This is a genomic window from Arenimonas sp., from assembly GCF_044348765.1.
In the GTDB taxonomy this organism is placed as follows: domain Bacteria; phylum Pseudomonadota; class Gammaproteobacteria; order Xanthomonadales; family Xanthomonadaceae; genus Arenimonas.
Genome location: NZ_JBIKSE010000002.1, coordinates 75,848 through 94,682, shown reverse-complemented (window position 1 = coordinate 94,682; position 18,835 = coordinate 75,848). Strand labels below are relative to the sequence as shown.

Below are 18,835 nucleotides of genomic sequence, written 5' to 3'. Positions count from 1 at the left end.
ATAGCGTTTCTGCGGATTGCTGAGGGGGGTGGTCATGACCTATGGTCCAATGCGGTGATGGGGATAAAAGGGTATCATGAAGGCATACCCAAGCCCACAACGATTATGGCTACCCGCAGCAAAAGCAGCCAGCGTTGGCTGAAAGAGCACTTCGCCGACCCCTATGTCAAAAAAGCCCAGTCCGAAGGACTGCGCTCGCGTGCGGCCTACAAGCTCGAAGAATTGCTAGAACGCGATCGGCTGATCAAGCCGGGCATGATCATCGTCGATTTGGGCGCCGCTCCCGGGGGGTGGTCGCAGATGGCCCGCAAGGTCATGGGTGATAAAGGCCGGGTCATCGCTCTCGATATCCTCGAAATGCCTCCCATCGCCGGAGTTGAATTCATTCACGGCGACTTCAGGGAGGAATCGGTATTGTCGCAGTTACAGGCGTTGGTGGGTGATCAACCGGTAGACCTTGTTTTATCGGATATGGCCCCCAATATGTCTGGAGTGGATACCGTCGATCAAGCGCGTGCGATGTACCTTTCCGAACTGGCGCGCGACTTCGCCGATGGCCATCTTAAAAAAGGCGGTGATTTTCTGATCAAGCTGTTTCATGGTGAAGGTTTCGATGCATATGTCAAAGACCTCCGTCCACGCTATCAGAAACTGACCATCCGAAAACCGGCGGCTTCACGCCGCCGTTCCAACGAAGTTTATGCACTGGCTACTGGCAAGCGCTGAAGGAACAAAATGAACGATTTGACCAAGAACATCATCGTATTCGTCGTCGTCGGCTTCCTGATGATGACGGTGATGAATGCATTCTCTCCAGAATTTGGCAAGAATACGCCGGAAGTGGCGTATTCGAAATTCCTTGATGAGCTTGATACCGGAACGGTCACCAAAGTCGAGTTTTCCCAAGACAGCTCCAGTGCCCGAACCGAGCTGAAGTACACCCGGGGTGACGGCAGTGTCGGTCAGACCTGGGGTCCGTACGACCGCGACCTAGTTAATGTGTTGGTCAAGCGCAAGGTCGAAATCATCCAGGCCAAGCCGGCTTCCGGCCCGCCGTTCTGGGCCATTGTGCTAAATATTCTGCCCTACATCCTGTTCTTCGGCATCGCCTTCTACTTTATCAAGCAGATGCAGCAGGGTGGCGGCAAGGGGGCGATGAGCTTCGGCCGTTCGCGCGCAAAAATGCAGGGTGAGAACGAGGTCAAGGTCACCTTCGCGGACGTCGCCGGTTGCGATGAGGCCAAGGAGGAGGTCGGAGAACTGGTCGAGTTCCTGCGCGATCCTTCCAAATTCCAGAAGCTCGGCGGTCGTATTCCGCGTGGCGTGTTGATGGTCGGTAACCCCGGAACCGGAAAAACCCTGCTGGCCCGCGCCATCGCCGGCGAAGCAAAAGTACCGTTCTTCTCCATTTCTGGCTCCGATTTCGTCGAGATGTTCGTCGGCGTCGGCGCTTCGCGCGTACGCGATATGTTCGATACCGCCAAAAAGCACGCGCCGTGCATCATTTTCATTGATGAAATCGATGCAGTCGGCCGGCACCGTGGTGCCGGTCTGGGCGGTGGCCATGACGAGCGCGAGCAGACCCTCAACCAGCTTCTGGTCGAAATGGACGGTTTCGAAGGTGGCGAGGGTGTCATCGTTATTGCCGCCACCAATCGTCCAGACGTGCTGGATCCGGCGCTGTTGCGTCCGGGCCGTTTCGACCGCCAGGTCGTGGTCGGCCTTCCTGACGTGAAAGGCCGCGAACAGATTCTTAAAGTTCATATGCGCAAAGTACCGTTGGATGCCGATGTCGAGCCCATGACCATCGCCCGCGGCACGCCCGGATTCTCCGGTGCCGATTTGGCCAATTTGGTCAACGAGGCCGCCTTGTTCGCAGCCCGCGAGAATGCCAAGGAAGTGCGTATGGAGCACTTCGATAAGGCGCGTGACAAGATCCTGATGGGTGCCGAACGCCGCTCGATGGTCATGAGTGAAGACGAAAAGAAGCTCACCGCCTATCATGAAGCCGGCCATGCCATCGTTGGACGCATGGTGCCCGAACATGACCCCGTATACAAAGTCACCATCATTCCGCGTGGTCGTGCTCTTGGGGTCACCATGTACCTGCCTGAAGGCGATAAGTACAGTTACAACAAGGTCGCCATCGAGTCGCAACTGTGCTCACTTTATGGCGGCCGTGTTGCCGAGGAACTGATTTTCGGTGCCGAAAAAGTCACCACCGGCGCTTCCAATGACATCGAACGTGCCACTAAGATGGCCCGTAACATGGTCACTAAATGGGGTCTGTCCGATGAGCTCGGTCCGATCGCCTATGCCGAAGACGAAGGTGAAGTGTTTCTCGGCCGTTCGGTGTCTCAGACCAAGCATGTTTCCGACGACACCGCCAAGAAAATAGACGAGGTCGTGCGGACAATTCTTGATCGGGCCTATGCACGTACGACCCATATTCTCAAAGATAACATCGACAAGCTGCATATGATGGCGGATGCGTTGCTGACCTATGAAACCATCGACGTCAGTCAGATCGATGCGGTGATGGAAGGCCGAGTTCCGGGACCTCCCTTGGATTGGGTCAAATCCGGTCGAACCAACAAGGATGATAAGCCCAGCACTGGTCCGATTGGCGGGCCGATGCCACAGACCTGAGCGGATAAGCGCAACTGAAAAAGCCGGAATCCGTTCCGGCTTTTTTTTGCGCTATGCTAAAGCCCCATCGAGGAGCATTCCATGTTCGATACCTTTCCCAGTCTGCAATGTGGACCCCGTGCCCTGAAGCTCGACGTGCCGAGAATCATGGCCATCGTCAATGTCACACCGGATTCTTTTTCTGACGGTGGCCGGTTCGAGACTACGCAAGCCGCCATTGCCCACGCACTTTGGCTGGTGGAGCAGGGCGCCGACATGCTCGACATCGGCGGTGAAAGCACGCGCCCGCATGCCACCCCGGTTCCCCTGCAGGAAGAGCTCGATCGCGTCATTCCGGTCATCGAAGGGCTCGCCGGACGCTGCAATATCCCGATCAGTATTGATACATCCAAACCTGAAGTGATGCGCGCTGCAGTCGCCGCTGGTGCTGGATTCATCAATGATGTGGCCGCGCTTCGTCATGAAGGAGCGATGACGGCAGCAGCTGATCTCGGGGTTCCGGTTTGTCTGATGCATATGCCGGGTGATCCGCTCACCATGCAGCAGTCCGTACACTACGACGATGTGCTGGTTCAGGTCCGACAGTTTCTGACCGAACGTCTGTTTGCCTGCGAAATGGCCGGCATTCCGAAGAAAAATCTGGTCATTGACCCTGGATTCGGATTCGGCAAGCATCTGGAGCATAATCTGGCGCTGTTGGCCAATATTGCCTATTTCGCCGAACTCGGACTGCCCGTGCTGGCGGGAGTTTCCCGAAAATCGATGATCGGGCAAATTACCGGGCGTGATGTCGGTGAACGGGTCGCCGGTTCTGCGGCCGCTGCGTTGTTGGCAGCTCAGAACGGTGCCGGCATCATCCGCGTGCATGATGTGGCTGAAACCAAGGACGTCCTTGCCGTTCTGGCAGCCGTCGATGGTGCAAAACGCAAAGACCATTCGATCAAATCAAAGCCGGCCATCGAGTGGCCGGATGACTAGGAAGCCAAGGCCGCGCGGTGTGCTTCCACTCGCGGGTCCATGACGCGGCGCCATAACGGCGGGAACAGAGCCAGCAGGAACATGGTCGGATAGCCGGCCGGCAACTGCGGGGATTCATCGAAATGGCGCAGGATGCCGTAACGGCGTTTCGGATAGGCATGGTGGTCAGAGTGCCGCTGCAGATTGAACAGCATCGCATTCGACAGTGTGTAGCTCGAATTCCAGCTGTGCAGGTGCGTGGTGCGTTCATAGCCGACATCGGTTTTACGGCGTTCCAGCCCGTAATGCTCAACATAGTTGATCACTTCCAGGGTCGCCGCGGCGAGTAGGCCCTGCACCCAGAAGAACGCCAATCCTTTGAGGTCTGCTATGGTAAAAACCATCAATGAAAGCGCGAGCCAGATCAGTGTCATTACCAGCATCTCGTTGTGCCTGCTGATAACCGCTAGGCCTGCTTTACGCAGCCGGTCCGCTTCGAGAGCCCAAGCATTGATGCTGTTCCTGCGCAGCGCCTGCGGTAGGAATTGCCAGATGGTCATGCCATAGGGCGCGCTGGAAGGGTCTTCTGGCGTTGATACATGCACATGATGGCCGCGCAGATGCTCGATTTTGAAGCCGTGATAGCCGACCGTAACCAACAGGAGGGCACCGGCCCATTGTTCAAGTCGGTCGTTCTTGTGGATCAGTTCATGGGCCGTATTGATCGCCAGCGCGCCACTGATGATGCCTTGTGACAGCAGCCAGCCGATCTCGCCGACCGGCCCCAGGTCCGCTGCCATGAACCACTGCATCGACAGATACAGGGTGGCAATTTGCACCGGCAATATGACCAGACACAGCCATCTGAAGATAGGCTCGGTCGAGACCTCGCGTTCCTGTGCCGGCTGGACATTCGCCGTGTCGCGTCCGATCCCGAAATCAATCACCGGAAGGAATACGAAGAAAAACAGAAGAGGCCACCAGGCTAGCAGGTCGGGCATGCCGCTGCGGATTCCCCACTGCATGGCAAGCAGTAGCTGCAGGGGTAGCAAGAATACCAATGCATAACGGAGGGCTTTCAGTCTTTGCATCGTCCGTATACTATGTGATTGATGCTTCGATGCTACCTTAGTGCATCTAGAGCAATTACTCCAGAACCGACCCGGAGCACAATACCATGAGCTGGACGCCATTAACCATAACTTTCGCGCTTTATATCCTCCTGATGCTGGGAATCGGGTTCGTCGCCTGGCGCTCTGTCAAAACCTTGGATGACTACATCCTTGGTGGCCGCAACATGGGCAGCTTTGTGACCGCGCTGTCCGCGGGAGCTTCGGACATGAGTGGCTGGCTGTTGTTGGGTCTGCCTGGAGCACTTTTCCTCAGTGGGCTCTCGGAGTCGTGGATAGCGATCGGGTTGGTCATCGGCGCCTGGTGCAACTGGAAGTTTGTGGCCGGGCCGCTGCGTGTCTATACCGAACGCTGCAACAACGCCTTGACGCTTCCGGATTATTTCACGCAGCGTTTCGAAGACGAGTCCCGCGTGCTGCGCATCATTTCGGCACTGATTATTCTGGCATTCTTTGCTGTTTACTCCGCATCCGGTATTGTTGCCGGAGCAAGGCTATTCGAGTCGGTATTCGGTATTTCCTATGCCAATGCGATATGGCTTGGCGCGGGGGCAACCATTGCATATACCTTGATCGGCGGCTTTCTAGCGGTGAGCTGGACCGATACCGTACAGGCGACACTGATGATTTTCGCGCTGATCCTGACGCCCGTCGCGGTCGTGCTCAGTGTCGGTGGCGTCGACTCCAGCATGATCTTGATCGCCCAAGTGGATCCCTCCAATATCGATTTCTTCAAAGGCACTACGCTGATCGGCATTGTTTCCCTCATGGCCTGGGGCCTTGGCTATTTCGGTCAGCCGCACATTCTCGCGCGTTTCATGGCAGCCGATTCACTCAAATCGATTCCTTCGGCGCGTCGGATTGGCATGACATGGATGGTGCTGTGCCTGTTCGGCGCCATGGCGGTGGGCTTCTTCGGCATCGCTTATTTTGCCCGGCATCCCGATCTCGCCGCACCGGTCACCGCCAACAGCGAGCGGGTCTTCATCGTGTTATCCGGCCTGCTATTCAATCCATGGATCGCCGGCATCCTGCTTTCCGCCATTCTAGCCGCGATCATGAGCACCCTAAGCTGTCAGCTGCTGGTCTGTTCCAGTGCCCTGACCGAGGATTTTTACAAAGGACTGATGCGTCCACAGGCCGGCCAGCAGGAGCTGGTCTGGGTCGGACGTATCGGCGTGCTGCTGGTCTCTCTTGTGGCGATTGCTCTGGCCAGCAATCCCGAGAGCCGGGTACTGGGTCTGGTGAGTTACGCGTGGGCCGGTTTCGGTGCGGCCTTCGGACCCGTCGTTCTGTTTTCGCTCGGATGGAAAAAGATGACGCGCGCCGGTGCGCTTGCCGGCATGGTGACCGGCGCGGCCACTGTGGTGATCTGGAAACAATTCGCCTGGTTCGGCCTGTATGAAATCATTCCCGGGTTCATTCTGGCCTCAGTCGCCATTGTCCTGGCCAGCCGTATCGGAGTGCCGGCATCGCCTGCGATGCAGGAACGCTTCGAAGCGGTGCGTACCGAGCTCGAGCCCGGCTATTGAGTGTCGCCATGCAGGCCCCTCCGGCCATCGCCATCATGGGGCCGACCGCCTCAGGCAAGACCGCCTTCGCGGCAGATTTGTGCCGGAGACTCGGGACTGAAATCGTCAGCGTCGATTCGGCACTGGTCTATCGTCGTCTGGTGATCGGTGCCGCCAAGCCGGATGCCGCAATCTTGGCAAGCGCTCCGCACCGGATGATTGACATCCGCGACCCTCACGAGATTTTTTCAGCAGCCGATTTCGCCCGCGAAGCCATGCCGCATCTTCAGGACTTGGCGGTTCGGGGTAAGGTGCCACTGCTGGTCGGCGGCACCGGCCTGTATTTCCGAGCCTTGATCGAGGGTCTGTCGACGATGCCCGCGGCCGATGCCGGCGTGCGCGCAGAGCTCAAGGCCCGTATGGCGGAGGAGGGGTTGCTGGCATTGCATGCCCAGTTGCAGGCTTTGGACCCGGTCAGCGCGTCGCGCATTCATCCCAACGATCCGCAGCGGATTCTCAGGGCTCTGGAAATCCACCGGGTGAGCGGCAAATCCCGCAGTGACTGGCAGCAGAAGTCCGAACGGCCCGCTTTCCCATTCCGCCTGCTCTCGATTGTGCTGGCACCCAAGGACCGTGGTGAGCTGCACCACCGGATCGCCCTGCGATTCGACCAGATGCTGGCCGATGGATTCCTCGATGAAGTCCGTGAACTGAAGGCCGATTCGAGGCTGCATCCGGACCTGCCTTCGATGCGGTCGGTGGGGTATCGCCAGGCCTGGCAGCATCTCTCGGGACAGTCCGATGCAAAGACTTTCCGGGAGCAGGCCATTGCTGCGACACGGCAGTTAGCTAAACGCCAGCTGACTTGGTTTCGCAGTTCCGTATCTTCACGGTGGTTTGACCCACAGGCTGAAAAAGATGAGCTAGACTACTGTATAAGGGCATTTCTCGGTCCTGTTTAAAACCAACAATAAATAACCCAGAATTAAGAACGGAGCCGTACCGTGACTAAATCGCAATCCCTCCAAGACCCCTTCCTGAACGCCCTGCGCCGTGAGCGGGTGCCGGTTTCGATTTTTCTTGTTAACGGCATTAAGTTACAGGGGACCATCGAAAGTTTCGATCAGTTCGTGGTGCTGCTGAGGAATACCGTCAGCCAGATGGTATACAAGCATGCGATTTCAACTGTGGTCCCGGCCCGCAATGTACGTATCGGCTCCGCCGGTGGTGATGATGCAGTGGAAGCGGATGCGGATGCGGCCGAGTAACGAATAGGTCTGGTCCTTGAAGCCGTCCGGTACGGCCCCATATCGTAAAGCACAAAATAAGGCACACGGAGTCAGTATGGCATGGAACCAACCGGGCGGTGGCAAAGAGCCCTGGAAACCTAGGGGTAACGGAAATCCGGTCGATGATTTTCTCGGCCGTCTGAAATCCCAGCTGGGTATCGGCAACTCCGGAAACGGTTCCTCCTGGGTCAAGCCGGTACTGATTGGTCTTGCCGTACTCATTATTTTCAACTGCTTCAAACTTATCGATGAACGCGAACGCGGCGTCGTCCTGCGCTTCGGTAAGTTCGACCGCATCTTGACTCCGGGCGCCAACCTGAAGCTGCCGTGGCCAATCGAATCTGTGACTGTCGTCAATGCCACGCAGGTTCAGACAGTCGAGGAAACGGTCAATGTACTAACCAAAGACGAAAACATCGTCGATATCAAATTCAATGCCCAGTACACCATCAGCGACCCGCGCCTGTATCTGTATGGCTACCGCGACGATATAGTTGCGGCCGGCGGTCAGCAGGGCTCGGAAACGGTGCGTCAGGCCGCCGAGAGCGCTGTCCGCGAAGTGGTTGGCAACAACACCATGGATGCTGCGCTGTTCGAGCGTGGCCAGCTGTCCATTGTGGCCAAGGAGCACCTGCAGAAGTCCCTGGACATGTACCGCACCGGTATCAAAGTATCGCAGTTCACCCTGCCCGATGCCCGTTTCCCTGAAGAAGTGAGCGATGCTTTCAATGAGGCCATCAATGCCGGACAGCAAAGCGATTCCATCAAAAATGCTGCCTTGGCGTATGCCAGCAAAATTGTGCCCGAAGCCCGCGGTACCGCAGCACGCATCAAGGCCGAGGCCGACGGTTACCGTCAGGCCAGTATCGCCAAGGCAACCGGTGATGCGTCTCGATTCCGCCAGCTGGCTGATGAATATCGTAAATCACCGGAAGTCACCCGCAGGCGCCTGTATCTGGAAACCATGCAGGATGTGATGACCCGTAATTCGAAGATTATTTCCGGCAAGGGTAATATCTTCTATTTGCCGGCGCCCGGTAGTGCTGCGCCCGCAGCAAGCACCGACAGCGTATCCCGTCCGTCTCCGGCCGTGGTTGCGCCGCAAGTACCGCCTGCGGAAACAACGGGTCGTGGCGAAGTCCGCCAGGGCCGTGAGGGATCCTAATCATGCGTAATCCAACAACTCTCGTTTTCGGTAGCCTTGGTGCCATAATCCTGTTGTTTTCATCCATGTTCATTGTGAATGAAAGCCAGACCGCCATTGTCCTCAACCTCGGCAAGGTGGTTCGTTCCGACCTGAAACCCGGTCTGCATTTCAAAGTCCCGTTCGTCGAGCAGGTCCGTAAGTTCGACCGCCGCTTATTGACCTTGGACGATAATCCAGAACGCTACCTGACCGTCGAGAAGAAAGACGTCGAAGTCGACTTCTTCGTGAAATGGCGTATCAAGGACGTGACCGCCTATTACCGTGCCACCAGCGGTGGCAATGAAGAAGCCGCTGCGCAGCGTCTGACGCCAATCATAAAGAACACCCTGCGTAATGATATCAATAGCTTCACTTTGCAAAAATTGGTGTCCGGTGAACGTACCGAGTTGGCCCAACGCTTGCTGAAACCAATCAATCTCGGCGCGGCGACTCTGGGCATTGAAGTGGTTGATATCCGCATTAAACGTATCAATTTCCCGAAAGACGCCAAAATTCGCGATCAAGTTCTCGACCGAATGCGTTCCGAACGCAAACAGGTAGCGAATGCTTTGAGAGCCGAAGGTTTTGCGGAGTCCGAGCGCATCCGCGCCGAGGCCGAACGCGAAAGCCAAGTGATTTTGGCCGATGCCCAGCGTGAGGCCCAGAAAGTACGCGGTCAAGGCGATGCCGAAGTGGCCCGCATTTCGGCCGTCGCCTATGGCCAAGATGCTGATTTTTACGCTTTTTACCGCAGCTTGGAGGCTTACAAGGCCAGCTTCGCGGACGGCAAGTCGACCATGGTCGTGGACCCGGATTCTGAGTTCCTGAAATATTTCGGTGGCGGCAAACGCTAGCGTTCCGCCCCGAATCCAAAGCGCGTATAATACGTTAAAGCCGACATCTGTTCGGCTTTTTCTGCGTCTGTAACAATCATTCTGGAGTGAGTATCATGGGTCAGTCGGTCGTCGTACTGGGAGCACAATGGGGCGATGAGGGCAAAGGCAAAATTGTCGACTTGCTCACCCAACAGATTGGCGCCGTGGTGCGTTTCCAAGGCGGTCACAACGCCGGACATACGCTGGTCATTGCCGGCAAGAAAACCGTACTGCACCTCATTCCCTCCGGTATTCTGCGCGATGATGCGCTGTGCCTGATCGGCAATGGCGTAGTCCTGCATCCGGGCGCTCTGAAAAAGGAAATCGCCGAGCTCGAAGGCAACGGCGTGGAAGTGCGTTCGCGTCTGCGCATCAGTCCGGCTACGCCGCTGATCATGCCTTACCACATCGCACTCGACCAGGCCCGCGAGAAAGCTGCAGGCGGCAAAGCCATTGGCACGACCGGTCGTGGCATCGGTCCGGCCTACGAAGACAAAGTCGCCCGCCGCGGCGTACGTGTTGCCGATCTGGCTTACCCACAGCAACTGGCGGAAAAGCTGCGTACAGCACTGGACTACCATAATTTCGTACTGACCAAATACCTGGGTGTCGAAGCAATCGATTTCCAAAGCACGCTTGATGAGGCAGTGCAGTTCGGTCAATACATCAAGCCGATGATCAGTGATGTCGCAGGCATCCTGCATGATCTACGCAAACAGGGTCAGCGTGTACTGTTCGAAGGTGCACAGGGTTCGCTACTTGATATCGACCATGGTACCTATCCGTATGTGACCTCCAGCAATACCACCATTGGCGGCGCTCTCGCCGGTACCGGTGTTGGTGCCGATGCCATCGATTATGTGCTCGGTATCGCCAAGGCCTATGCCACCCGTGTCGGCGGTGGTCCATTTCCGACTGAGCTCAATGATGAAACCGGCCAGCTTATACGCGACAAAGGGGCTGAATATGGTGCTACCACCGGCCGTCCGCGCCGTTGCGGCTGGATCGATATTGTCGCCTTGAAGCGTGCTGTTGCCATCAACGGCATCACCGGCCTGTGCATCACCAAGCTCGACATCCTCGATGGCATGCCCAGCCTGAAGATGTGCATCGCCTACAAATACCACGGCAAACAGACTGAATACTCGCCACTCGACGAAGCCGGCTGGGATGAATGCGAGCCGGTCTACCTGGAGTTCCCGGGCTGGACTGAGTCTACCGCCGGCATCACCGAGTGGGATAAGCTGCCGCCGGCCGCACGCGCCTATCTGCGTTCGCTGGAAGAGCTGGTCGGTTGCCCGATCGCCATCGTATCGACCGGCCCCGACCGGGATGCCAATATCGTGCTACAGGATCCGTTTGCCTGATTGGACCAAATCAGGGCTGTTGCTAGAAAGCAGGCTCCAGCCTGCTTTTTTCATTTCCGGCTGAAGCTTTCATCCTCGTGTGCGATATCGGGAATGCGTCTGAAGGCGATACGCATGGGCGCTTCCTTGGCGGCGGTCTGACTGGAGGCGTAGCTGATCTTCTGCGGACCGAAGCGGTCATTAATACGGTCCATCAGCGCGCTCAGCGGCGCGTGCTCTTTGGTCTTCGCTGTGGTGAACAAGTCGTCCGTGGTTCCAATCCGCTGGCATAGGTCGGAGAGGGTTACCGCTACGACCAAGGGTCTGCCGCCGGCGGGCCGGTGTGCCAGCATTTCGCTCAGTTGCATCAGCAATGTATGGCTGTCATCGGTATCGTTGCAAAATACCGTTTCCTTCCAGCTGGCATGGTCGAGGTGTTTGACCTTGACCTCCAGTCGTCCGGCTACCAGTTTCTCCGAACGCAGGCGCATGGCGGCTTTCTGCAGAAGTTTCTTCAGCACCGCTTCTGCACCGTTAAGGTTGCGCATTGCCGGCGCCAACACATGGGAATGGCTGATGCTGCCGCGACCGTTCGAGTGTGCATGTGGCATCCACTCGCCACGCAGTTTGCGGTACAGGTTCTGGCCTTCTATACCGCCCCAGGCCTGTCGTAAGGCCAGTGGCGATGCCGCGCAGAGCTGAGCCACCGTAGTCATGCCGTGGTTTTCCAGGCGTTTCTCCATGGCGCGGCCGATGCCGCATAGCTCACGCAGCTGCAGGCGATGCAGGGCATGCGGCAAATCGCCGGCTTCAAGCACGACCAGGCCATCCGGTTTCTGCATGTCGGTTGCAGTTTTGGCCAGAAAGTGATTGGGTGCGATGCCGATCGAGGCGGTGATGGCAGGAACATTTTCCGCGAGTTTGCCTTTGATGGCGTAGGCAATAGCTTCAGCACGGGGGCGCTGGCGCTCGCTGCCCATGAGTTCGCAGGCCATTTCGTCAATCGATCCGATGAATGCGGTCGGGATACAGGCATGAATCAATTCGAGCAGGCGGTGATGATAAGACACGTACAGAGCCGGTCTCGCCTGTATGAATTCGATATCCGGACACAGGACCTTGGCCTCGCGCAGCAGTGTGCCGGTCTTGACCCCCTGACGTTTGGCTTCATAACTGGCGGCGATGCAGCAGGCGTTTGCGGTCAGTACCGGAGCCACTCCAATCGGACGCCCACGCAGCTCCGGCCGGTCCTGCTGTTCGACAGAAGCGAAGTAGGCATTGAAATCGATGAAAAGACTGCGCAGTTCCATATCGCCTCAGCCATTGCCATCTGCCGAAACCATTACGGCGATAGTCAGCTCATGTAGATTGCCATGATGACGGCGACCGTTCTCAGAACCCGAGACTGGAACGTAATTTATCAATAGCCCATGCGGTCGATGTGTGGTTGAAGGACCTTCATGTACGGTTCGAAATGGCTTTTGTAGTTGAGCCAGCGGAATTTCGAGCGTTGATAGACCGGCTCGGTGACCTGATGGTAACTGTTGGTCTTGATCTGCGCGCGTTGAGCGATGGTGTCCTGATGCCGATCCATTCCTTCCTGCCAAGGCAGATCCAGGAAAGCGCAGGCATCTCGTAGAACGCCTTCAGTATCGGCAATCAGTGATTCATAGCGGACGCGCCGAACACGCATGCTGAGGAGTTTTTCCTCCGTCAACGTCCACAGGCGCATTACGGAGTCATACATGACGACTGCCGTATTCAGGCGGGCAAAATGAATCATGGCTTCATTAATCGCGTAATGTTGCATGAAGTTGCTGAGTATGACATCACAGGGATGGCGTTCCGCGAAAATGAATTTGGCATCCGGAAATAGCCGATGAATGAAGGCGGCATGCATGGTCCGGATCGGCATTTTATCGATCACCAGCGTGTGTTCCGGCCTTCGGTATTGGGCAATCTTACTGCGGTAAAGCAGGCGAAGCTCAGCTTTCTGGCTACCGGTCAGGGAAGACATCGCATCGGGATAGTGTCCGGGTAGACGGTCCAGAGCGAATGCAACATGCTCGACAGTCGGTTTCTCTTCGAGCGACAGAACCCTGTCGTGGCCATCCAGCATGATATCCAGCAAGGTGGTTCCTGAGCGTGGAAATCCGATCAGGAAACAGAGGTCGGCACCGAGATCCTCATCCGGTCCGTTCGCTACAGTCGGTGCGCCATGCCCCAACCATTTCTGCATGCGTTCAATCTGTCTTGGCAGAGCGGTCGGGTCGGTATTTCGGGCACGGATGCTGGTCAGTGCTAATTCATTGCCTTTTTCGTATGCGGTAAAAGCCTCATCGAATCGGTCAACGCGGTCGGCCGTAGTTCCGCACTCATAGTAGTAGCTCAGAAGCAGGCGCGACGGCAGTTGCTGCGGATTGATGCTGGTTAAGATCTGCCAGGCTCCGTCAAAATCCCGACGGCGGCGATGCAGTTTGGCGGATTCGAACAGGATGCCGGCATCTTTCGGGTTCAATACCAAACCCTCTGTCACGGTCTTCTCGGCCTCATCCAATTCGTTCAGCAACTCCAGGGTGGCGATCAACTCCGCACGCAGGTCACCATTGCCTGGTGAAATCGACAAGGCGCTCCGGTAGTAATCTAGGGCCTTCCAGCTGTCCTGCATTTCGCGCAGCAACCCGCCCATATGACGGAGGGCGCGGGGCTGTGCCGGGTCGGCCGCAATGGACTGTTCGAACGCCATTCTGGCCTTGTCGAATTCACGCAGTATGTGGTGGCAGATGCCGATATTCAATAAGCCTTCCGCGTGTCCGGGATTCAATGCGAGCAGAGTATCAAGCTGTTCGATAGCGCCAGTGTTATCGCCCTGTCCCATTTTGAGCAGGGCCAGATTAAACATGGCGGATTGGTAATAAGGTGCAATGGCCAGGGCCTTGCCATAGGCCGCCATGGCGGCCTTGAGGTCGTTCTGCGCACGTAGGACATGTCCGAGATTGTGCCAGGCCTGCGAGTAAGCAGGCGCCAGACGAGTCGCGCTTTCGAATGCCTGGCGCGCTTCCGCCGTCATGCCGCTGTTAAAAAGCGAACGTCCGAGATGGTTATGGCCAAACGCGTTGTCCGGCTGGATGGTCAGCACTTTGCGGCATAGTGCCGCGGCCGAACGTGCATCACCCGACAGTTGCAGTAAAACGGCTTGATCGATGAGGTCATCAATACTTCCGGATTTCGGAATGGCATTCAGCCATGCGGTGGCCTGAGCATTCATGCGTTCGCCGATGCAGTATTCGCGGACCCAGTCCGCGCAATGGCGATGCGCGCCGTAAGGGGCGAGTAGCGCCAAAGCCTCATCCGGCCTGTTCAGGCGCAGCCGGATTTCAGCAAGAAGCAACAGGGTGTCGAGCGGTATCGGATGGATTTTGACGCGGGCCGCCAAAGCCTCCTCGGCACCTGCCAGATCACCCGAGTCAACCAAGGATTTTGCCAACGTCAGAAGCTGATCTTCACTCATTTCGAAACCTCGGGTAAGGCCCTCATTTTAGCCTGCGTTTATGCATTGCAGGCAAAAAAAACCCTCACCGGAGTGAGGGTCTACATTGGTGCCCAAGAGAGGACTCGAACCTCCACGGTTTTACCCGCTAGTACCTGAAACTAGTGCGTCTACCAATTCCGCCACCTGGGCAAGGTGATTTGTTCAGGCAGCCATTTTAGCCACCCCCCCGATTTTTGTCAAAACAATTACGGCCACACTCATTCCAATCATGAGCTTAACGGCAGATTAAGAGCAATGCGTGTAAGATGAAGGCATGAAAAAACCCCCGAAAAACAAGAATAATTCGACTTTACCGGCCTGGATGCCGGACACCCTCAGGCAGAGGGCTCCGGGTAAGCCAAGTGGTAAGAAGCACCCGAAAGCCCATACAGGCAAGTCGAAGACAGCACCAGCCCCTGTACGCCATGGGGGCGGCATAGACCAGCATTTCCATCGCGAGTTACAGAGGTACGATAATCCGATTCTCAGTCGTGAAGGACTGTTGCAGTTCCTGCGTAATGCTGAAGGCCCGTTGCCGCTTGAAGAGTTGGCCAAAGCCTTGAAACTGGAGGCGCCCGATCGTCTGGATGCCCTTCAGCGCAGGCTGCAGGCGATGGTTCGTGACGGACAGTTGCTTTTGAACCGTCGCGGCGGCTATGCACCGGCTGCGGCACTGGATCTACTTGCAGGCACCGTGACTGCCCATCCGGACGGCTTTGGTTTCGTCAAATTCGAAACCGGCGGCGATGATGGATTCCTGAACCCCAGTGAACTGCGCAAATGCTTCCACGGTGACCGCGTGCTGGTCAGTATCATCAATATCGACCACAAGGGACGGCGCAATGTCGCCATTACCGAAGTGCTCGAGCGCCGCCATACCCGCGTCACCGGCCGATTCAATATCCGTGCCGGTATCGCCGCTGTAGTGCCGGATGACAAGCGTTTGCAGCATGAAGTCCTGATCGGTCCGGATGACCGTAACGGCGCCAAAGACGGCCAGCTGGTGGTCGCCGAAATCACGTCCTCTCCGGATTCCGGCCGTCCGCCAATCGGCAGGGTGCTTGTGGTTCTGGGTGATCGGCTGACCGCAACCAAGGTGGTTGAGATGGCCATCCACGGCCATAATCTTCCGCACGAGTTTCCGGAGCCTGTGCTTCGCGAGGCCAACGCGATTCCAGTGGACGTGACGGCTGCCGAAGCCGCCGCGCGTGTCGACATCCGCCATCTGCCGCTGGTCACCATCGACGGCGAGGATGCCAAGGACTTCGATGATGCCGTTTACTGCGAGTCCAATACCGCAGGCTTCCGTCTTCTGGTCGCCATCGCCGATGTCTCGCATTATGTCCGTCCGGGAGCCGCGCTGGATGATGAGGCCGTGCTGCGGGGCACCTCGGTCTATTTCCCGGGTTTCGTGGTACCGATGCTGCCCGAGAACCTATCCAACGGCATCTGCTCGCTGAAGCCCAAGGTCGACCGGCTTTGTTTTGTCTGTGACATGCAGATCGGGTTCGACGGACTGGTCACCGAATCCAAATTCTACGAAGCGGTCATGCACTCGCATGCACGCCTGACCTACAACCAGGTCTGGAAAGTCATCGGTGAAGACGATGCCGGAGCCAAAGCGGCATTGGGCGATTTGCAGCCGGCCATTTCTCGGCTCCACCAGCTGTACGACATCCTATCAAAAGCGCGCACCCGCCGCGGCGCTATCGAATTCGAATCCAGCGAAGTGCATTTCGAACTCAACCCCCAGGGCGAAGTTATCCAGGGCGGACTTCTGGCGCGCAATGATGCCCACAAGCTGATTGAAGAGTGCATGATCGCCGCCAATGTCGAGGCCGGTAAGGCCGTTTTAGCCAGCCATGCCCATGCGCCGTTCCGCGTACATGACCGGCCGCCGGAATCGAAGTATGCCGACCTGCTCGAGTACCTCAAGGAATTCGCGCTGAGCATGCCGAGTTACGCCAAAGTACAGCCGAAGGATTTCACCAGTCTGCTCAAGAAAGTCCGCCTGCGGCCGGATGCGGCCCTGTTGGAAACCGTATTGCTGCGATCGCAGAGCCTTGCGGTCTACAGTACCGACAACAAGGGCCACTTCGGCTTGGCGCTTGAGGCCTACAGCCACTTCACTTCGCCCATCCGCCGTTACCCTGACCTGCTGCTGCACCGTGCCCTGAAGAAAGCGCTGCTGCCGTCTAGCGATGGCGGCTTCAGCTATTCGGCACAGGAAATGGACAAGCTGTGCCTGCAGTGTTCCGCGCTTGAACGCCGCGCCGATGAGGCCGAGCGGGAAGTCGACGAACGTTACCGCAGTGCCTGGATGGAGCAGCACGTCGGATCCCAATTCGACGGCGTCATCAGCGGCGTCACCAGTTTCGGCCTGTTCGTCGAGTTGACCGATTCCAAGGTCAATGGCCTGGTGCACGTGACCCAGCTGCCGCATGATTACTGGCACTTCGACCCGATGCGAAAGACATTGACCGGCGAACGCAAGCGCATGAGCTTCCGATTGGGCGATCCGATCCGGGTACTGGTATTGAAGGCCAGCGTAGAGGACAAACGCATCGATTTCAAGCCGGTATTCGCCGATGCCGGCCGAAGCAAGCAGGTGATGGACGAGACAGCAAGGAAAAAACGCCGATGAGCAAAGCCAGTCAGTGGATTTCGGGAATCAATGCCGTCGCTTCGGCACTCGAGCATGATATCGAGCATGTGCGCGAAGTCCTTCTCGAAGCAGGTAGCAAGAACGCGCGAATCATCGAGATCGAGGAAAATGCGCGCCGCCGGGATATTTCCGTTCGCCGTGTCACGCACCAGGCGCTGGAAGGCATCGCCGGCGGCCTCCGTCATCAGGGCGTGATCGCGCGCTACGAAGCGGCCAAACCGACCGAAGAATCGGAATTGCCCGGACTCATCGAGGCCGACGCAGGTAAAGCACTGCTATTGGTTCTTGATGGCGTGCAGGATCCGCATAATCTCGGCGCCTGTCTCCGATCCGCTGCCGCGGCCGGCGTTACCGCTGTCATTATTCCCAAAGACAAGGCCGCACCACTCAATGCCACCGTGAGGAAAACCTCGGCTGGTGCCGCGGACCGCATTCCGGTCATTTCGGTGACCAATCTGGCACGCACATTGCGAGCCATCAAGGATGCCGGCGTATGGGTTTACGGTATGGACGGCGAAGCGTCTGGATTGATTTACCAGACCGACTTCACCGGCAACGTCGCCATCGTCATGGGCGGCGAGGGCGAGGGCATGCGCCGCCTAACCCGGGAGCACTGCGACGGATTGGTCAAAATCCCGATGCCTGGTGAAATGGAAAGCCTGAATGTGTCGGTCGCGACTGGCATTGCATTGTTTGAAACCGTCCGTCAGCGTCAAGGAGTGAAGTCATGACCATCCAATGGTTCGATATCGTTGGTCTGCTCGGGGTCGCACTCACCCTGCTGGCCTATCTGGCACTACAGGCGCGTCACATGCGTGGTGACGGGCTAATCTATCCATTGCTGAACTTAATTGGTGCGGGTGCCATTCTGGCCTCCCTGGTTTACGACGAGCACACCAATATTTCGGCATTTGTCATTGAGTTAGCCTGGTGCGTCATCAGTATCTACGGCATCTATCTGGCGCTGCGCGAGCGTGCATCGTCACTGGTCAACCGAAGGCCGCCCGCTACTTAAAGGGATTTGCCCCAGCCATTGACGATTTTGCAGAACAGCTGCGCGGTCCGTTCCGTATCATAGACCGCCGAATGGGCATCATCGTTGTTCCATTCCATTCCTGCCGCCATGACTGCTTTGCTGAGCACAGTCTGGCCGTAGGCCATCGCAGCAAGGCTCACGGTATCAAGTGTGCTGAACGGATGGAACGGGTTGCGTTTGTGACCAACGCGGGTCACTGCGGCATTCAGGAAGCCCAGATCGAACGAGGCATTGTGCCCGACCAGAATCGCACGTGTACAGTTATTGCGCTTGGCTGCTTGCCGGATAGGCGCAAAGATGTGGTCGAGCGCGCCGCGTTCATCCTTGGCATCACGAAAAGGGTGGGAGATATCGATACCGGTGACCTCAAGTGATTTCGGATCGATTTCCGAGCCTTCGAAAGGAATCACATGGCAGGAATAAATCGAGCCGACGGTCAGCAGTCCATTCTGATCGTATTCGATCGGCGCGGCGGCGATTTCCAGAAGCGCATGGCGCGTGCAATCGAAACCTCCGGTCTCTACGTCGACCACGACCGGCAGAAAACCGCGGAAACGGTCATTGAGGGGGTATTTCGGGGGCGTGACGGACATACACCCATGATACCAGTGTTCCCCTAACGAGAAGACCCGCCGGAGCGGGTCTTTTGTGGAAGTGTA

Annotated in this window: 16 protein-coding genes and 1 tRNA gene; 12 read left to right on the top strand and 5 right to left on the bottom strand. The window is 57.1% G+C overall.

Annotation, left to right across the window (positions count from 1 at the left end):
- The first annotated feature begins 105 nt into the window (after positions 1-105).
- The 3 genes from rlmE to folP all read left to right on the top strand — a co-directional run bounded on the left by rlmE (position 106) and on the right by folP (position 3,627).
- Positions 106-726: a 23S rRNA (uridine(2552)-2'-O)-methyltransferase RlmE gene (rlmE, locus tag ACIQ0Q_RS01045; RefSeq protein ID WP_395771090.1), complete on the top strand. Its 621-nt coding sequence runs from the start codon at positions 106-108 to the stop codon at positions 724-726.
- 9 nt (positions 727-735) lie between these two features.
- The gene (ftsH, locus tag ACIQ0Q_RS01040; protein ID WP_395771086.1) at positions 736-2,649 is read left to right on the top strand and encodes an ATP-dependent zinc metalloprotease FtsH; all 1,914 of its coding nucleotides are present in this window, start codon (positions 736-738) and stop codon (positions 2,647-2,649) included.
- Between the two features lie 81 nt (positions 2,650-2,730).
- Positions 2,731-3,627 carry a dihydropteroate synthase gene (folP, locus tag ACIQ0Q_RS01035; protein WP_395771085.1) on the top strand — a complete coding sequence of 299 codons (897 nt, stop codon included), beginning with the start codon at positions 2,731-2,733 and terminating at the stop codon, positions 3,625-3,627.
- Here folP and ACIQ0Q_RS01030 read toward each other — a convergent pair.
- The gene (locus tag ACIQ0Q_RS01030) at positions 3,624-4,697 is read right to left on the bottom strand and encodes an alkane 1-monooxygenase (protein ID WP_395771084.1); all 1,074 of its coding nucleotides are present in this window, start codon (positions 4,695-4,697) and stop codon (positions 3,624-3,626) included. The genes folP and ACIQ0Q_RS01030 overlap by 4 nt on opposite strands.
- 86 nt (positions 4,698-4,783) lie before the next feature.
- On the opposite strand from ACIQ0Q_RS01030, the gene putP reads away from it, so the two are divergent.
- The 6 genes from putP (at position 4,784) to ACIQ0Q_RS01000 (ending at position 10,964) form a co-directional block, all read left to right on the top strand.
- Positions 4,784-6,268, top strand: a complete 1,485-nt coding sequence (putP, locus tag ACIQ0Q_RS01025; RefSeq protein ID WP_395771083.1) for a sodium/proline symporter PutP — start codon at positions 4,784-4,786, stop codon at positions 6,266-6,268.
- Positions 6,269-6,276: 8 nt separating this feature from the next.
- A complete protein-coding gene (gene miaA, locus ACIQ0Q_RS01020; RefSeq protein WP_395771082.1) occupies positions 6,277-7,209 on the top strand; it encodes a tRNA (adenosine(37)-N6)-dimethylallyltransferase MiaA in 933 nt (310 codons plus the stop codon).
- 42 nt (positions 7,210-7,251) lie between these two features.
- A complete protein-coding gene (gene hfq / locus ACIQ0Q_RS01015) occupies positions 7,252-7,515 on the top strand; it encodes an RNA chaperone Hfq (RefSeq protein WP_395771081.1) in 264 nt (87 codons plus the stop codon).
- 76 nt (positions 7,516-7,591) lie between these two features.
- On the top strand, positions 7,592-8,701 hold the full coding sequence (hflK, locus tag ACIQ0Q_RS01010) for an FtsH protease activity modulator HflK (RefSeq protein WP_395771080.1): 1,110 nt from the start codon (positions 7,592-7,594) through the stop codon (positions 8,699-8,701).
- A gap of 2 nt (positions 8,702-8,703) precedes the next feature.
- Positions 8,704-9,576: a protease modulator HflC gene (hflC, locus tag ACIQ0Q_RS01005; RefSeq protein WP_395771079.1), complete on the top strand. Its 873-nt coding sequence runs from the start codon at positions 8,704-8,706 to the stop codon at positions 9,574-9,576.
- A gap of 95 nt (positions 9,577-9,671) precedes the next feature.
- Positions 9,672-10,964, top strand: a complete 1,293-nt coding sequence (locus ACIQ0Q_RS01000) for an adenylosuccinate synthase (protein WP_395771078.1) — start codon at positions 9,672-9,674, stop codon at positions 10,962-10,964.
- Positions 10,965-11,014: 50 nt separating this feature from the next.
- Here the strand turns inward: ACIQ0Q_RS01000 and ACIQ0Q_RS00995 are convergent, their stop codons facing one another.
- The 3 genes from ACIQ0Q_RS00995 to ACIQ0Q_RS00985 form a co-directional block, all read right to left on the bottom strand.
- The gene (locus ACIQ0Q_RS00995) at positions 11,015-12,253 is read right to left on the bottom strand and encodes a DNA polymerase thumb domain-containing protein (protein ID WP_395771077.1); all 1,239 of its coding nucleotides are present in this window, start codon (positions 12,251-12,253) and stop codon (positions 11,015-11,017) included.
- A gap of 110 nt (positions 12,254-12,363) precedes the next feature.
- Positions 12,364-14,454: a sulfotransferase gene (locus ACIQ0Q_RS00990; RefSeq protein ID WP_395771076.1), complete on the bottom strand. Its 2,091-nt coding sequence runs from the start codon at positions 14,452-14,454 to the stop codon at positions 12,364-12,366.
- 86 nt (positions 14,455-14,540) lie between these two features.
- Positions 14,541-14,625 (bottom strand) — tRNA-Leu (locus ACIQ0Q_RS00985).
- Positions 14,626-14,749: 124 nt separating this feature from the next.
- Between ACIQ0Q_RS00985 and rnr the strand changes: the two genes are divergently transcribed.
- The 3 genes from rnr to ACIQ0Q_RS00970 are packed head-to-tail and all read left to right on the top strand — an operon-like array spanning position 14,750 to position 18,155.
- Positions 14,750-17,119 carry a ribonuclease R gene (gene rnr / locus ACIQ0Q_RS00980; protein ID WP_395771075.1) on the top strand — a complete coding sequence of 790 codons (2,370 nt, stop codon included), beginning with the start codon at positions 14,750-14,752 and terminating at the stop codon, positions 17,117-17,119.
- Entirely contained in the window at positions 17,116-17,871 is a 756-nt protein-coding gene (rlmB, locus tag ACIQ0Q_RS00975; protein ID WP_395771074.1) for a 23S rRNA (guanosine(2251)-2'-O)-methyltransferase RlmB, read from the top strand. Before rnr ends, rlmB begins: the two co-directional genes overlap by 4 nt.
- Complete coding sequence (locus ACIQ0Q_RS00970; RefSeq protein ID WP_395771073.1) at positions 17,868-18,155, top strand: hypothetical protein; 288 nt, start codon at positions 17,868-17,870, stop codon at positions 18,153-18,155. Before rlmB ends, ACIQ0Q_RS00970 begins: the two co-directional genes overlap by 4 nt.
- Here the strand turns inward: ACIQ0Q_RS00970 and rnt are convergent.
- A complete protein-coding gene (rnt, locus tag ACIQ0Q_RS00965; protein WP_395771072.1) occupies positions 18,152-18,769 on the bottom strand; it encodes a ribonuclease T in 618 nt (205 codons plus the stop codon). The genes ACIQ0Q_RS00970 and rnt overlap by 4 nt on opposite strands.
- Between the last annotated feature and the right edge of the window lie 66 nt (positions 18,770-18,835).

What these genes read in the sequence shown, in the direction of transcription:
- rlmE (WP_395771090.1), top strand. Translation starts at nt 106, where the DNA reads ATGGCTACCCGCAGCAAAAGCAGCCAGCGTTGGCTGAAAGAGCACTTC.
- ftsH (WP_395771086.1), top strand. Translation starts at nt 736, where the DNA reads ATGAACGATTTGACCAAGAACATCATCGTATTCGTCGTCGTCGGCTTC.
- folP (WP_395771085.1), top strand. Translation starts at nt 2,731, where the DNA reads ATGTTCGATACCTTTCCCAGTCTGCAATGTGGACCCCGTGCCCTGAAG.
- ACIQ0Q_RS01030 (WP_395771084.1), bottom strand. Translation starts at nt 4,697, where the DNA reads ATGCAAAGACTGAAAGCCCTCCGTTATGCATTGGTATTCTTGCTACCC.
- putP (WP_395771083.1), top strand. Translation starts at nt 4,784, where the DNA reads ATGAGCTGGACGCCATTAACCATAACTTTCGCGCTTTATATCCTCCTG.
- miaA (WP_395771082.1), top strand. Translation starts at nt 6,277, where the DNA reads ATGCAGGCCCCTCCGGCCATCGCCATCATGGGGCCGACCGCCTCAGGC.
- hflK (WP_395771080.1), top strand. Translation starts at nt 7,592, where the DNA reads ATGGCATGGAACCAACCGGGCGGTGGCAAAGAGCCCTGGAAACCTAGG.
- hflC (WP_395771079.1), top strand. Translation starts at nt 8,704, where the DNA reads ATGCGTAATCCAACAACTCTCGTTTTCGGTAGCCTTGGTGCCATAATC.
- ACIQ0Q_RS01000 (WP_395771078.1), top strand. Translation starts at nt 9,672, where the DNA reads ATGGGTCAGTCGGTCGTCGTACTGGGAGCACAATGGGGCGATGAGGGC.
- ACIQ0Q_RS00995 (WP_395771077.1), bottom strand. Translation starts at nt 12,253, where the DNA reads ATGGAACTGCGCAGTCTTTTCATCGATTTCAATGCCTACTTCGCTTCT.
- ACIQ0Q_RS00990 (WP_395771076.1), bottom strand. Translation starts at nt 14,454, where the DNA reads ATGAGTGAAGATCAGCTTCTGACGTTGGCAAAATCCTTGGTTGACTCG.
- rnr (WP_395771075.1), top strand. Translation starts at nt 14,750, where the DNA reads ATGAAAAAACCCCCGAAAAACAAGAATAATTCGACTTTACCGGCCTGG.
- rlmB (WP_395771074.1), top strand. Translation starts at nt 17,116, where the DNA reads ATGAGCAAAGCCAGTCAGTGGATTTCGGGAATCAATGCCGTCGCTTCG.
- ACIQ0Q_RS00970 (WP_395771073.1), top strand. Translation starts at nt 17,868, where the DNA reads ATGACCATCCAATGGTTCGATATCGTTGGTCTGCTCGGGGTCGCACTC.
- rnt (WP_395771072.1), bottom strand. Translation starts at nt 18,769, where the DNA reads ATGTCCGTCACGCCCCCGAAATACCCCCTCAATGACCGTTTCCGCGGT.